Source organism: Streptomyces sp. NBC_00637, from assembly GCF_045161545.1.
In the GTDB taxonomy this organism is placed as follows: domain Bacteria; phylum Actinomycetota; class Actinomycetes; order Streptomycetales; family Streptomycetaceae; genus Streptomyces.
In genome coordinates, this window is sequence record NZ_CP109046.1 from 8,222,576 (window position 1) to 8,235,741 (window position 13,166).

Annotated in this window: 8 protein-coding genes; 3 read left to right on the forward strand and 5 right to left on the reverse strand. The window is 69.8% G+C overall.

Annotated features, from left to right (window positions below):
• Window positions 1-103: 103 nt before the first annotated feature.
• Genes OG440_RS36350 through OG440_RS36365 form a run of 4 tightly spaced genes read right to left on the reverse strand, consistent with a single transcriptional unit; the run spans window position 104 to window position 6,262 of the window.
• Window positions 104-3,055 (reverse strand): Tat pathway signal sequence domain protein, encoded by a 2,952-nt coding sequence (locus tag OG440_RS36350; protein WP_406011007.1) that lies wholly within the window; start codon window positions 3,053-3,055, stop codon window positions 104-106.
• Window positions 3,056-3,065: 10 nt separating this feature from the next.
• The gene (locus OG440_RS36355) at window positions 3,066-3,947 is read right to left on the reverse strand and encodes a carbohydrate ABC transporter permease (RefSeq protein ID WP_406011008.1); all 882 of its coding nucleotides are present in this window, start codon (window positions 3,945-3,947) and stop codon (window positions 3,066-3,068) included.
• Window positions 3,944-4,897 (reverse strand): carbohydrate ABC transporter permease, encoded by a 954-nt coding sequence (locus tag OG440_RS36360; protein WP_406011009.1) that lies wholly within the window; start codon window positions 4,895-4,897, stop codon window positions 3,944-3,946. Before OG440_RS36360 ends, OG440_RS36355 begins: the two co-directional genes overlap by 4 nt.
• Window positions 4,898-4,936: 39 nt before the next feature.
• A complete protein-coding gene (locus OG440_RS36365) occupies window positions 4,937-6,262 on the reverse strand; it encodes an ABC transporter substrate-binding protein (RefSeq protein WP_406011010.1) in 1,326 nt (441 codons plus the stop codon).
• 356 nt (window positions 6,263-6,618) lie between these two features.
• Here OG440_RS36365 and OG440_RS36370 point away from each other — a divergent pair, with 356 nt between their 5' ends.
• The gene (locus OG440_RS36370) at window positions 6,619-7,632 is read left to right on the forward strand and encodes a hydroxyacid dehydrogenase (protein WP_406011011.1); all 1,014 of its coding nucleotides are present in this window, start codon (window positions 6,619-6,621) and stop codon (window positions 7,630-7,632) included.
• A 124-nt stretch (window positions 7,633-7,756) separates the two neighbouring features.
• Here the strand turns inward: OG440_RS36370 and OG440_RS36375 are convergent, their stop codons facing one another.
• Window positions 7,757-9,937, reverse strand: coding sequence for a glycoside hydrolase family 36 protein (locus OG440_RS36375; RefSeq protein ID WP_406011012.1), 2,181 nt, complete (start codon window positions 9,935-9,937; stop codon window positions 7,757-7,759).
• Window positions 9,938-10,046: 109 nt separating this feature from the next.
• On the opposite strand from OG440_RS36375, the gene OG440_RS36380 reads away from it, so the two are divergent.
• Both OG440_RS36380 and OG440_RS36385 read left to right on the forward strand, forming a co-directional pair.
• Complete coding sequence (locus OG440_RS36380) at window positions 10,047-11,147, forward strand: LacI family DNA-binding transcriptional regulator (protein WP_406011560.1); 1,101 nt, start codon at window positions 10,047-10,049, stop codon at window positions 11,145-11,147.
• 317 nt (window positions 11,148-11,464) lie between these two features.
• A complete protein-coding gene (locus OG440_RS36385) occupies window positions 11,465-13,009 on the forward strand; it encodes a DUF4038 domain-containing protein (RefSeq protein ID WP_406011013.1) in 1,545 nt (514 codons plus the stop codon).
• The last annotated feature ends 157 nt before the right edge of the window (window positions 13,010-13,166 follow it).

Here is a 13,166-nt window from a genome sequence, read left to right on the forward strand (position 1 = left end):
GGGTGGTCCTCTCTCGCACTCGGCATCGAGTGGTGAAGAAGGGGAGGGGAAAAGGCGGGCCGGCGCGGATTCCCTGTACCGCGCCGGCCCGCACGGGGAAGGCTCAGCCCCGGTACAGCACGAGCGTGCTGTGCGGGCCGATCTTGGGACAGTGGCCGGCGCCGATCTTCTTGCCGGTGGCCAGGTCACGGGCCGGTCCGAAGTCGGTGCGCGCCGGCAGGGTGAACACCTTGTCGTCGCTGGTGTTCATGGCGATCAGGTAGTCGCCGTACTCGCAGAGATAGAAGGGCGCCCGGCCCACGAGCATGGTCTCCACACCCTCGAAGTGGACGCCCAAGGTCGGGTCGGGGACGTCGGCCGGGATCGGGGCGAGGCGGTAGACGTCGCCCGCGAGTGCCTGGTGGAGCGTGTCGCCGGGGGGCGGGAAGCCGCCGGGCGGGATTCCCGCCGCGCCGGGGTCGTTGATGGCGTAGTCCCACAGGATCCAGTCGCGGGCGGTGAACGTGTCGGAGGTGGTGCCCGCGGTGCGCTGCCGGATGGTGGCGGAGCGCTGGTCGGTGGGGGTGACCTGGTGGACGCGGGCGTAGTTGTTGACGCCCTGGCGCGCCCGCCAGTACAGCGAGGCGAAGAGGAGTTCCTCGCCGTTCTTGATGGCCACGCAGCCGTTGTCCTCGTCGGTCACGACGAAGTCGGGCCGGTCCCAGCCGGTCGGGATACGGGCGGGCCGGGCCGCCAGCGACTGGAAGGCGTCCCAGTCGCGCGAGACGAACCGCAGGGCGTTGAGTCCGACGCGGGTCCAGGTGTGCTCGGCCTGGAGGCTGAGCTGGGGGTAGAGCTGGCCGTCGGCGATCATCTCCTGGGTCCAGCCGACGATGTCGGGGTCCTTGAAGGCGACCGCCGTCATGAGCGGGTTGGAGTCCCAGGCGGTGCGGGAGGCGTAGCCGATCTCGCCGGGGTAGACCTCGTTGCGCCAGCCGATGACGGTCTCGATGCGAGAGATGCGACAGCCGTCGCCGTCGACGTCGATCACCCGGAACGCGCCGCGCGCCTTGGTCATCTTCACCATCTGCTCGCGGAGTTCGGGCGCCTCCTGGCCGCCGTGGCCGCGCGTGACGGACTCGTACATCATCACGAGCCAGTCCATGACCTCGCCGTAGTTGCCGACGAAGCCCAGCTCGCGGGTCAGGCCCGCCTTGGTCACCTGGTAGTAGCTCTCGCCGAGCGGCTTGGTCGGGTTGCCGTCGGCGTCCTCCGGGCCGAGGTAGGGCGTCATGCCGAGCGACTGGTACAGGTAGTCGCGCGCCTTGGCCTCGGACAGGGCCAGGCTCGGGGCGAGGAGTCCGAGGCCGCGGTTGGTCTGATAGAGGCCGATGGCGCAGATCTGCGACTGGTTGCTGTAGTGCGGGAAGTGCCGGCGCCAGTAGTCCCGGCTGGACTTGAGCATGTCGATGTACGCGTCCTTGCGCACCGGCGGCACCGGGGTGTCGGTGGCGGTGGGCGCGACGAGGGTGACGTCGTCGAACCAGGCGCTGCCGGGGCCGGTCAGGCGCAGGTGCAGCTCGATCCGGGTGGCGCCGGCCGGAGTGGCCAGGTCGACCGACACGTACTCCCAGTCGTGCGTGCCCGTGCTCGCGTACACCTTGTGGTCGCTGCCGACCAGAGTGCCGCTCGCGTCGAAGAACAGCGGGTCGATGTGCGCGCCGAGGCCGGTGACCCCGTCCGTCTTGATCCAGGCACCGTAGGTGTAGGTGCCCGCACCCACACGGGTCCTGGGCGCCGAGTAGACGTAGCTGTAGTCGTCCGCACCGGTAGCCGTCAGCTTGAGGGAGGCCGAGCCGGAGCGGCCCACCGTGGTGTCGCGGGCCCACGTGCCGCCGGGCGCCCAGCTCGGCTTCTCCCAGCCGGTGGGGGTGTCGGCGCCGTCCTCGAAGCCGGGGTTGGCTATCGCGTACGGCGAACCGGTCACCTGGGCGTCGAGACGGTCGCCCAAATGCTCCCAGAGCAGGGCCAGTACGAGGCCGACCCGGCCGAAGCCCTGCCACTGCTGGTCGGAGCCGGTGAGGACGGTGGCGTCGGCCTTCCACGCCAGATAGCGGCCGTCGATCGCCTGGAGGACCCGGTCCACGGCGGCGTCCTGCCGGTAGGCGGGGCTGCCGGACCAGAGATAGCCCTCGGCGAGGGACTGCATCGCCCAGCCGTCCAGGGTGGCCGGGGTCGCGCCGGTGAGGAGATACGCCTGGTCCTTCTGCACCCGGGCCTTGATGGAGTCGAGGATCTCCTCGCCGCCGGTGCGGGTCTTCGGGGTGGGCGCGGGGCCCTGGACCTCGCCCTTCGGCGGGACGAAACGGGGCTCGGTGTGGGTGTAGAGACGGTAGATGCCACGCGAGGGCGTGGTCATGTTGTAGTAGAGCTGGTCCTGGTTCTGGCCGTAGGACCAGATGCGGCCCAGCGCGCGGATCTCCAGCGACACCTTCTTCCTGCCGGCCGTCAGCTTCTCCGGCAGCGGCAGGGTGTGGAAGAAGAAGCGGCCCGGGGTGCGCGGCGCGGTGTCGAGGATGTCGAGGCTGTCGACGGCGCCCTGATCCTGGTGGCCGACCTGCTTGCCCTCGCAGAAGAGCTGGAGGCGCCACATGTTCGTGCCGGAGGCGGCCTCGGGCGAGGTGTCGTCGTAGTCGTCGCCCCACAGGCGGACGGTGACGTACGTGGTGCCGGTCGGGTTGACCGCGACCTCGAACTTCAGGGTGCCGCCCGCGTACGAGACCGGCTCGGTCGGGTTGAGGACGCGGGCACGCTGGCCGAGGCCGCCGGTGACCGTGTCGGAGAGGGTGGCGGTGAGCCGGTGCGCCGTCTCGGAGCGCGCGTCGCCGAAGACGAGGACGTCGAGCGGGGCGCTGCCTCGCGCGGCTGAGGTGTTCTGCTCGGCCGCGAAGGCGGGTGTGCCGGCGGCGACCGGCAGGCCGATGACGGCGGCGGCGACACCGGTGGCTCCGGCGTACTTGAGCACGTCACGTCTGGCGGGTGCGCTGGGCACGGCTGTTCTGGGTGCGTCGGGCACGGTGGTTCCTTTACTTGAGGCTGCCCATGAGGATTCCGCTGCGCCAGTACTTCTGGAGGGCGAACATGAAGACCGCCAGCGGAATGATCGACAGCAGTGACCCGGTGAGGACGAGGGTGTTCATGTCACGGGACTGCTGCGCCTGTTGCACCCAGGAGAAGAGACCCAGGGTCACGGGGAAGGAGCGCTCGCCGTTGAGCATGAACAGCGGGAGGAAGAAGTTGTTCCAGATGTTGACGAAGTCGAGCATGAAGATGGTGATGCCGCCGGTGGTCATCAGCCGGAGCGCGACCGAGAAGAAGATCCGTGTCTCGCTCGCCCCGTCGATGCGGGCCGCTTCCATCAGCTCGGTGGGCATCGAGGTCTCGGCGTAGACCTTGCCGAGGTACACCCCGAAGGGGTTGATGAAGTACGGGATCAGCACCGCCCACACGGTGTTGGTCAGATGGATGTCCGCGAAGACGAGGTAGAGCGGGAAGGCGAGGAGCGTGCTCGGGAGCAGCGAGGCGCCGACGATGACCCCGAACAGGACGCCCCGGCCCCGGAATTCGAACTTCGCCAGGCCGTAGCCGGCGGCGAGCGAGATGAACGTGGAGCCCGCGGCGCCGACCGTGGAGTACAGGACCGAGTTGGCGATCCAGCGGCCGAAGACCCCGTCGTGGTAGGTCCAGACGGCCTGGAAGTTGTCGGCGATGTGGTTGGCGGAGAACCACAGGCCGAAGGTGGAGTACAGGTCGGTCTGGTTCTTCGTCGACGCCACCAGCAGGAACCAGGTGGGCGCCAGCGAGTAGAGCAGGAAGACGACAAGCAGGCCGGTGGTGAGGACCACCGCGCGGCGGGTCGGGCGTGCTCCGCCGCCGGGGGCGGAGGCCGCGGACGAGGCGCTGCTCATGACACTTTCCTGTTCGTGACGCGGTAGAAGACGAAGGCGAGCACACCGGTGACGGTGGCCAGGACCAGGGATTCGGCGGCGGCGTACTGGTAGTCGCCGGTCTTGAACGCCCGGTCGAAGATCTCCAGCATCGGGGTGAAGTTGGTGCTGATGGACTGCGGCGCCACATAGCGCAGGAACAGCGGCTCGGTGAACAGTTGGAGCCGGCCGATCAGGGAGAACATGCCGGTCAGGATCAGGATGCCGGTGATGTTGGGCACCTTGATCGACCAGGCGATCCGCCACTCCTTCGCACCGTCGAGACGGGCCGCCTCGAACAGCTCGCGGGGCAGCGCCTGAAGCGAGGCGGAGATCAGGATCATGTTGAAGCCGATGCCCTGCCAGGTGAGCAGGTTGCCCAGCGAGAGGTAGGTGTTGATGCCGCCGAAGAAGCTGACGTTCAGGCCCACCTTGTCCCCGATGTCGATGATCGGGGAGGCCGTCGGGCTGTAGAGGAACAGCCAGATCAGCGTCGACACCACGCCCGGGATGACGTACGGGATGAGCAGTCCGGCGCGGAAGAAGCGGACCGCGCGGGCCGCGACGCCGTCGAGCAGCAGGGCCAGCAGCAGCGAGATGCCCAGCATGACGGTGATCTGGGCGGCGCCGAAGAGCAGGGTGCGCAGCATGCCGACCCAGAAGGAGCCGTCCGCGAGGATCGAGGCGAAGTTGGCGAAGCCGGCGAAGACGACCTTCGTCGGGCCGAAGCCGATCCCGCTGCTCTTCTTCTCCTGCAGGCTCTGGCTGAGCGCGTAGCCGATCGGCACGACGTAGGTGAGGACGAAGCCGGCGAGGAAGGGCACCATGAACAGCAGGCCCTTGTAGGCTCCCCGCCTCCCGGCCCGGCGGGGGGAGGTCCGCCGGGCCGGGGAGTCGCCCGCGACCTCGGGGGGTCGTGTGAGGGTGGACACGGATGTCTCCAGGTGAGATGTGCTGAGGGTCGTTGGCCGTCAGCTCGCGGCGACGGCCTTGACGCCCTTCTTCTTCAGGTCGGCGAGCACCCAGCTCTGCAGGTGGGTCAGCATGTCCTTCACGGTCATCTGCTTGTTCACGACCTTGCCCCACTGCTTCTGCATCTCGGAGTACATGGCCGCGTAGTCGGGGCCGTACTGCCACTGGTCACCGACCCGGGACGCGGCGGTCTCGATCACCTGGGCGCTGTCGGACTTTCCGTTGAACATCTCCGTCGGGATGATCTTGTCGACGTACGGGGAGACATTCTTGACCGCGGGGAAGAGCCCCGACTTGGACGCGGGGTCGGTGAGCGCGGTCAGCGACTCCTTGCTGCTGGACAGCCAGGACGCGAACTCGGCGGCGCGGTCGGGGTACTTGCAGCCCTTCAGTACGGCCGTCACGTCGAAGTTGCTGGACGTCTGCGGGTGCGCGGTGTCGAAGACCGGCGCGTCGGCGAGCTGCCACTTGCCCTTGGACTTGGGGAAGTTGGTGTCGTAGATCGGCAGCTGCCAGGTGGAGGTGGTCATCAGGATCGTCTTGCCGAGGTCCCAGGTCTTGAAGACACCGGGGTCGGCGTAGGAGGCGTCGGAGGCGAGGTTGTTGTCGACCAGCTGCTGGACGACGTCGCCGGCCTTCAGCGCGTCCGGTGAGTCGAGACCGATCTCCCAGTGGTCGCCGACGACCTTGTACCAGGCCGCGCCGGCCTCCCAGGACAGGTCGACGAGGGTGCTCGGGTCCTCGCCCGCCATGTTGAAGATCTTGACGTTCTTGTCCTTCTTCTGCACCGCCTTGCCCGCGGCGATCACATCGGCCCAGGTGGTGGGGGCCGTGATGCCGTACTTCTCGAACAGATCGGCCCGGTAGGCGGTGAACAGCGGGGACGATCCGGTGGGGATGCCATAGGTGGCGCCGCCGGGGCTTACCGCGTTCCAGGCAGGCGTGGTGTAGAGGGACTTGTACGGTGCGGCGACCTTGGTGATGTCGGTGAGCAGTCCGTCGGCGGCGAAGTTCGCGAGGTTCATCCCGTCCATCTTCGAAAGGCAGGGTGCGTTGCCGGAGGTCACCGCCGCGCGCAGTTTCTGGTAGACGGTGTCGCCGGCGGCGTTGACGTACGTCACCTGGGTTTCGGGGTGCGCCTTGTTCCACACCGCGACCTGCTGCTGGATGCCCTCGGTCCAGCTCCAGAACTCCAACTGCACCTTGCCCTGGGTGGTTTTGGCTGCCGAGTCGGTGTCGTCGCCGCCACCGCAGGCGCTCAGGACGAGGGACAGGGATAGGGCGGCGGCCGCGCCGGCGGAAGCTCTCGTACGGATGGTGCTCATCGGTCCTCCGGGAATGGCGGACAGCGCCTGCGGCGGGGGGAGGGGCGCGGGCGGCTGAAGGTGGGGCGAGAGGGGATGGCTACGAAGTTTCAGTAACCGTTTCCCGTGGACGGTAGGACCTTCGAAGGTGACGCCGCAAGAGGGATGGACCCGTTTGTTTCGTTGATCTTGCGGGAAAGTTGCCCGGAGAGTGACCTTGGCCTGCGGTTTTCATGGCCGCCTCACATCGGAGCTGCGATCGTCCCCCAGCAGGTCTTCCGTCGAGCAACGTTGACCGGTGCCCCTGATGAGGCCTAGCGTGGAATACGTTTACTATCCAGTTCTCATCATCCTCCTCGCAGCGGAAGCGGAGATCCATGCCCACGTCAGAGCTGCCACGTGCCTTGTTCGCCATGCACCCGGTGCACCTTCCCGAGCTCTTCCCGCCCCGGCTCATGACACGGCTGACGGCCCTGGCCCGGATCGACCCCGCCCTGGTCGTACGGGACTTCGGCGATCCCGCGGTGGCCGGGATGCTGGCAGAGACCGAGGTGCTGATCACCGGCTGGGGCTGCCCACGCATCGACGAGGCCGTCCTGGTCGCGGCGCCCCGGCTGCGGGCCGTTCTGCACGCGGCGGGAAGTGTGCGCGACCTGATCGCGCCCGAGGTCTGGGACCGGGGCGTAGCGGTGTCCAACGCCGTGCAGGCCAACGCACTGCCGGTGGCCGAGTTCGCGCTCGCCGCAATCCTCTTGTCCGGCAAGGACGCCTTCGGGCTGCGGGAGCGCTTCCGCGCCGAGCACGTGTACCCGCCGTCCGCCGATCACGCCGCGGTCGGCAACCTGGGCAGACGCGTCGGGATCATCGGCGCGTCCCGTGTCGGCCGCCGCCTGTTCGAACTGCTGCGGCCCTTCGACTTCGCGGTGACGCTGTACGACCCCTGTGTCGACGCCGTCGAGGCCGCCGCGTTGGGCGTGGAGCTCGTACCGCTCGACGAACTGATGCGCACCAGCGACATCGTCAGCCTGCACGCGCCGGACATCCCGGAGACCTATCGCATGCTCGACCGTCGGCGGCTGTCGCTGATGCCGGACGGTTCCGTGCTGGTCAACACGTCCCGGGGCGCACTCGTCGATCCCGACGCGCTCACCGACGAACTGGTCCGCGGACGGATCGGCGCGGTCCTCGACGTGACCGAGCCGGAGCCGCTGCCCGCGGACTCCCCGTTGTACCGGCTGCCCAACGTCTTCCTGACCCCGCACATCGCCGGTTCTCTCGGCAACGAGCTGGAGCGGCTGGGCCGCACGGTCGTGGACGAGCTGGCACTGCTCGGCGCGGGCGCGCCGCTCGCGCACGCCGTGCGCCAGGCCGACATGGTCACCAGCGCCTGATCCGTCGGTCGCGGCCGGAGCGCGGTCGCGACCGACGGCGGCGGCCCGCTGCCGGCGCCCTCGCCTCGGCTCGCAAGCCCGCCCCCCGCCCTCGACCGGGCTGGAGGCGGACTTCCGTGCGCGCTCACCGCCCGTCGAAGGCGACCAGCACAGCCGAAGCGGTCGCGATGCCGACCCGCAGGGCACCTGCTCGGGTGTCCCAGTCGAGGTCGGCACCGGATCCGCACTCGAACAGCACGCGGGGCCGCGCTCCATCGGGTATCCAGGGCAGCGGCACCGTCACGCTCCCGGGAGCTCCCGCGCGGCGCCACAGTGCCAGCAGGGTGGTGGCGTCGTCCGAGGCGGTCAGCGCGAGTGCGATCCAGCCGTCCCGCCAGCCCGGCAGGCCGAGCGGCCAGCGCGGGCGGGCGGTCGGCAGAAGATGGCGATACGACTTGTATGCGTCCAACGCCGCTCGTACGGAGGCGAGCTGATCCTCGGTCAGCAGGTCGGGACGGCCGCTGAGGTGGACCCGGCCGAGGAGGGCCGAGACCATCATCGTGCCGAGGTCGGCATCGGTGTGCCCGGGCAGCGGACAGGCCCACATCGCGCCCTGTTCCGGGGGGACGGCGGTGGGCGCGGCGGCGGCGATGGCGGGCAGCAGTCGGAAGTCCTGCTGGTCGGTGACGGAGTGGATCGGCAGCCGCGAGAGGATCGCGTGGTCCGTACGGCTGCCGCCGGCCGCGCAGCTTTCGAGTACCAGGTCCGGGTGCCGGGCGGCGACGCCGTCGAGCCAGTCCAGGTAGGCCCGGTTGTGGCCGAGAAGCCCGTCGCCGGGGCTGTCACCGCCGTCCGGGCCGTCGGTGCCCGCACCGATGTCGATGTTGTAGTCGAGCTTGAGGTAGCCCACGGCGTAGTCGCGGACCAGCCGGTCCACGACGGCGTCCAGGTGCGCGCGGGCCGCAGGGTGCCGCAGGTCGAGCTGGTGACGGCCCCACTCCGCCACCCGGACGCCGTCGCGGCGGAAGAACGCCTCGTCGGGCAACTCGGCGGCGATCGGACTGCGTACACCGACGACCTCGGGCTCCAGCCACAGTCCCGGCACCATGCCCGCGCCGCGAATCCGCCCGATCACCTCGCGCAGACCGCCCGGGAACCGGGACGCCGCCTCCCGCCATTCGCCCACCGCGTCCCACCAGCCGGGAACCCCGCCGGGACCGACGCTGCCGGGCGGCTCGGGGTCGAACCAACCGGCGTCGACGCAGAAGACCTCGGCCCCCGCTGCCGCCGCCGCGTCCACCAGGGGCAGCAGGGCGGCGGTGGACGGCTCGCCCATCAGGCTGTTCATGAAGTCGTTGAAGACCACCGGGAGCCGTTGGTGATCCGGGTGCGGGCGCCGGGTCGCTCGGCGGTGCGCGGTCATCGCGGCGACGGCGGCCTCGAAACCGCCTTCGGGGACCAAGGCGACCGCGACCGCGACCGTGCGGAAGGAGTCACCGGGCGCGAGCCGGCGGCGCCATTGGTGCTCCCGGTCCGTGGGGCCGGACAGGGCCAGGTACACGTCGTCGAAGCGGTCACCGAGTTCCGCGTGCCAGGAGCCGTTGTGCTCGATCTGCCACAGCAACGCGCGGTCGGCGGACGTCTCCAGGCAGCCCATCGGCAGATGTTCGGAGGAGGACCAGGAGCCGGTGCTGGTGACGGCGATCCGGTTCTTCGAGCCGGTCTGGCCGTAGGCGACCATGCCGACGTCGTACAGGCCGCGTTCGGCCAGGTTCGCCCGGGACCAGCGGAACTCCCCGCTCCACGGGTTGGCGGCCAGCCACAGGGACAGGCCGTCCTCCCAGCGTTCGCCGTCCGGCAGGTGGCACGCCAGATGGGACAGGGTGAGGGAGGAGACGTACTCCAGCCCGACAGCGCGGTCACCGGTGTTCTCCACCCGCGCCTCGGCGTGCAGGACCGGTATGTCCGCACGCAGGGTGAAGACGGTGGTGGCCAGCAGACCGGTGGCGTCGTCGGTCATGTGTACGCGCAGCCTGCGGACATCGCCGGTCACGCTCTCCTCGTGTCCGGCGTACCGCATGCCGCGCGTCATCGCTCCGTCCACGTGGCGCTTGCCCGAGGTGCCCAGCCGCCCGCCGTGCGTGGTCTGTATCTCCACTACGGGCAGTGCCCGCCCGGCGAGCGCGGCGCACCGCTCCGGCTCCCGTCCGGGGTCGGGCAGGGCGGATGCCTCGCCGGCGGCCAGGAGCCTCACCGGTCCTGTCGATTCCCAGGCAAGGAGGAGTGACAGTTCGTCCTGTCCCCAGCGCAGGTGGGTGGCGGGCATGGTGGCGGCTCCCGGAGCGAGATCATAGTAATCGTTTACTGTCCGGGCACCGTAGTTTCTGTCTCGACCGGGCCGCAAGGGTTACCGATGCAGTAACGTCAGTCTGGTGATGGACAACGGGAACGGCGCCCGCAGGAGCCCCGCAGTCAGTAAGAGCAACCGGAAGAGTACGAGGTCGGACAGGCCGAGTACGATTCGCGACGTCGCGGCGAAGGCGGACGTCTCGGTAGCAACCGTTTCCCGCACCTTGGCCGGCAACTATCCGGTGTCGGCGGAAACCCGAGCCCGCGTCATGGCGGCGGTGCGCTCGCTGCACTACGTGGTGAACGTCCACGCGAAGGCTCTATCCGGTGCCGTCGCGGGTCCCGTCGCCCTGGTCATCCCGGACATCACCGGCCCCTCGTTGGCCCATGTCGCCGCCGGTGTGGAACAGGAGGCCATCAACAGGGGCAGGCTGAGCCTGGTCTGCTCCACCCATGGCGACACCGATCGGGAGGACGACCTGGTTCAGCTCATGCGGGAGCAGCACGCCGCAGCGGTCGTCCTTGTCGGCGGTGTGGTCCCGGACGACGCCTACCACCGCCGCATGTCCGAGTACGCCGACGCCCTCGAGGCCGCCGGCTCCCGCCTGGTCCTGGTCGGCCGTCCCGCTCTGCCCGTCGGCATCCCGGCGACCGTGGTGGACTACGACAACCGGGGCGGCGCGTTCCAAGCCACCTCGCACTTCCTCGCCGCCGGACACCGGCGCATCCTCTTCCTCGGTGGCGAGCCCGGGTTCAGCAGTTCCGAACAGCGCCGCGAAGGTCATCTGACCGCGCTGCGCGCCCACTCGGTTCCCTACGAGGCGGAACTGGACGTCCCGGGCTTGTACACCCGCGCCTCCGGCTACCGCCGGGTGCGGGATGCCCTGAGCGCCGGCCTGGAGTTCACCGCCGTCTTCGCCGGAACCGACGCGATCGCCGTCGGCGTGCTGGCCGCCCTGCGCGAGGCGGGCCTTCGGGTTCCCCGTGACGTGTCGCTCATCGGTTTCGACGACGTCCCCTACGCAGCGGATCTGACGCCGTCCCTCACCACGGTCCGTGTCCCGTACGAGGAGCTGGGACGGACCGCCGTACGTCTGGCGCTCGACCGCGAGGAGAGCATGGGCGACGATCACGTGGTTCTCAGCACCCAGCTGGTGATCCGGGAGTCGATGCGGCCAAGGAAATGACCGACGGCGACCGCCCTCCCGCACTCCGTCGATCCCCCTCGGCCTCCTGGTTTCCGAGTCGACCGCCCTGTGCGGCGAAGAGCCGGGCACAACGACAAGGGAGCGCATCATCGCCCGGTTCGGTGCGGGCACCTGAAGTGGCACATCAGCTCTGACGGTCGACGTCCGGTTGCGTGCGAGGGTCACATGACAGCGCTCACCGACCGGTCGACCTCGACCGGCGTGATCACCGCGCACGGCAAGGCATCACCACGGCACCCCCGCCGCTCGCGGCAGCCCTGCCCGCGAGCTTCCCGCACATCGAGGACCCGCCTTCCATGAACATCCGCGCCTGGTGCCGGACCGAGCTGTCGTTCGTCGCCGAACGCGTCCACCGCGACCCGTACACGGGTATCGAGCTGTGGGCCGACTTCACTCATGTGCCCACCGGAACCGTCCTGCGCCGCCCCGCCTTCTGGGACGGTGGCTCCACCTGGCGCTTGCGGTTCGCCGCGCCCGCGGCCACGGGAGCCTGGAGCTGGCGCACCGACGGCGACGTCGACGACCCCGGACTCGTCGGTCGCACGGGTGAACTCACCGTGCTTCCGCCCGAGTCCGCCCACCGCTTCGAACAGCACGGCTTCTTGCGCATGTCCCCGGGCGCTCGCAGCCTGGTGCACGCCGACGGAACCCCCGCCCTGCTGGTGGCCGACACGGCATGGGCGCTGCCCTGGCGGGCCACGCTCGACGACGCGCGCGTCTACGCCGCCGACCGCGCCGCGAAGGGTTTCAACGCCGCCCTGCTGATGAGCGTGCAGCCCGACATGGAGGCCCGGGGCCCTCGCGACCGCACCGAGGACGAAGGTTTCGACGTCGGCTTCGAGGATCTGAAGGAAGGTCGCCTGACACGCCTCGATCCGGCCTACTTCCAGTATCTGGATCAGCTGTTGGACATCCTTGGCGACCATGGCATCGTTCCCGTCCTGCAGCCCGTCTTCCAGGGATTCGGCTGGAAGGGCGGACCGGTGGCGGGGACGGTGGTGCCGCCCGAGGAGTACGCGCGTTACTGCCGCTATCTGGTGGCCCGGTACGGCGCCCGTCCCGTCATATACCTGGTCGGGGCGGACGGGTCGGGCGAGGAGCCGCAGATCGCCGCGGGCGGTGAGGAGATCGAGGCGTGGGACGCGTACGGCCGGCCCTGCGGCGTCCACTACCGGCCGCACGGCCGCAGCAGAGCCCACCAGGGGGCCGTCTGGCTCGACTTCCAGTGGTGCCAGACCGGGCACGCGGGCGAGCACATCCCCGAGCGGGTCGCCGACATGTGGCGCAACGAACCGGCCAAGGGAGTCGCCAACGGAGAGCCCACGTACGAGAACTCGGGAGTCGCGGGCAAGAGCGCCGGCTGGTGGCAGGGCCACGAGGCCTGGGCCGACCTGTGCGCGGGCGGCACCATGGGTGTGGTCTACGGCGCCGGCATCCTCTGGCAGTGGCGGCTGCACAGGGAGGAACCCGGCCACGAGCCGTACTTCCTGGCTCCGGATTGTGGCTGGACGGAAGCGCTGGCCTTCGAGGGTTCCCGCTACGTGGGTCTGGTCGGCGGCATCCTGCACGGACTGCCGACCACCGACATGTGCCCGGACTGGGACCGTGCCATGGCCGCCAGGGCCCTGAGCGCCCCGGACGGCTCTCTCTACATCGCCTATCTCGAACACGGCGGTCCGCTGCGGCTGAACCCCGCATCCGCCGCGACGTTCCCCCTGTCCTACAGGGTCGTCGACCCGCGAACGGGGGAAACGGTGTCCCGGGGCACGCGCCGAGCCGGCGAACTGAGCATCCCGGACTCCGGCGGCGCGCCACGCGTCTTCGTCTGCCACGACGGCTGACGGACGGGGGAGGAGAGACGGACCGCGGGGGACCGGGGGCGCTGCCCACGAAGGTCCGCCCAAGAGGTACAGGGGTCGCGTGCGCGACGGGCATCGCTGCCGGGGCTCGTGCCGGGAACTCAGCCCTCCATCCCCGCGCCCGTCCAGATGCCTGCAC

What these genes read in the sequence shown, in the direction of transcription:
- OG440_RS36380 (WP_406011560.1), top strand. Translation starts at nt 10,047, where the DNA reads ATGGACAACGGGAACGGCGCCCGCAGGAGCCCCGCAGTCAGTAAGAGC.
- OG440_RS36370 (WP_406011011.1), top strand. Translation starts at nt 6,619, where the DNA reads ATGCCCACGTCAGAGCTGCCACGTGCCTTGTTCGCCATGCACCCGGTG.
- OG440_RS36355 (WP_406011008.1), bottom strand. Translation starts at nt 3,947, where the DNA reads ATGAGCAGCGCCTCGTCCGCGGCCTCCGCCCCCGGCGGCGGAGCACGC.
- OG440_RS36375 (WP_406011012.1), bottom strand. Translation starts at nt 9,937, where the DNA reads ATGCCCGCCACCCACCTGCGCTGGGGACAGGACGAACTGTCACTCCTC.
- OG440_RS36385 (WP_406011013.1), top strand. Translation starts at nt 11,465, where the DNA reads ATGAACATCCGCGCCTGGTGCCGGACCGAGCTGTCGTTCGTCGCCGAA.
- OG440_RS36365 (WP_406011010.1), bottom strand. Translation starts at nt 6,262, where the DNA reads ATGAGCACCATCCGTACGAGAGCTTCCGCCGGCGCGGCCGCCGCCCTA.